General features: G+C 64.1%; 1 protein-coding gene. It reads left to right on the top strand.

The window, feature by feature from the left end:
* Positions 1-343: 343 nt before the first annotated feature.
* Positions 344-619 (top strand): NUDIX domain-containing protein, encoded by a 276-nt coding sequence (locus tag ACYVL2_RS20025; RefSeq protein WP_460546566.1) that lies wholly within the window; start codon positions 344-346, stop codon positions 617-619.
* The last annotated feature ends 53 nt before the right edge of the window (positions 620-672 follow it).

Below are 672 nucleotides of genomic sequence, written 5' to 3'. Positions count from 1 at the left end.
CGCCCGTCGCAGGCAGCATCCTGCGGCGGGGGACGCGACACGACATCGCAGCCCGAGATCCCAAGCGGGTCCGGGCCCTCCGCCATGCCCACACCCCCAAAAGGACACCCCGACCCGGCCACGAACACACCACCCCAGCCACCCCGCTACCTCTTTTGTCGCCGCCAAAGACCGCAGCCATGCACCACCCGAGAGACGACAACCGACCCCACCCCACCTCTCACCTCGTCATCGCCGCCGAAGAGCCCGCGCCATCCACCGGCCCGCAAGCCGAGAACCCAGGCCCGACCGAGCTTCTACCTTGACATCGCCGCCTATCGACACTCCCGGATAGAGTCCGGCTATGACTGGATCCAGGTCGTTGCCCCGAGAAGTCCTCGACAGCTTCGCGGTCTCCTTCGCTGTGGCATGCGCGTTCTTCACCGACCCTCTCGGCAGGGCGCTGGTGGTCAAGCCGAATGACCGCGACGATTGGCAGTTCGTGGGAGGCATGGTCGACAAGGGCGAATCACCGCATGAGGCATGCGTGCGGGAGGTCAAGGAAGAGATCGGGTTGGATATGCCGGTCGGTGACCGGGGAGTTCCCCCAAGAATGGGGACACGATTTCACGTTGTCTGAAGTGTATGCAGTAGTCGTTCGTACTCGATCGGGGACCGGTACTGAAGTGATGA

Source organism: Glycomyces halotolerans, from assembly GCF_054779575.1.
This window is presented reverse-complemented; position numbering and strand designations above follow the sequence as displayed.

Coding starts and splice junctions, on each gene's coding strand:
- ACYVL2_RS20025 (WP_460546566.1), top strand. CDS start 344: ATGACTGGATCCAGGTCGTTGCCCCGAGAAGTCCTCGACAGCTTCGCG.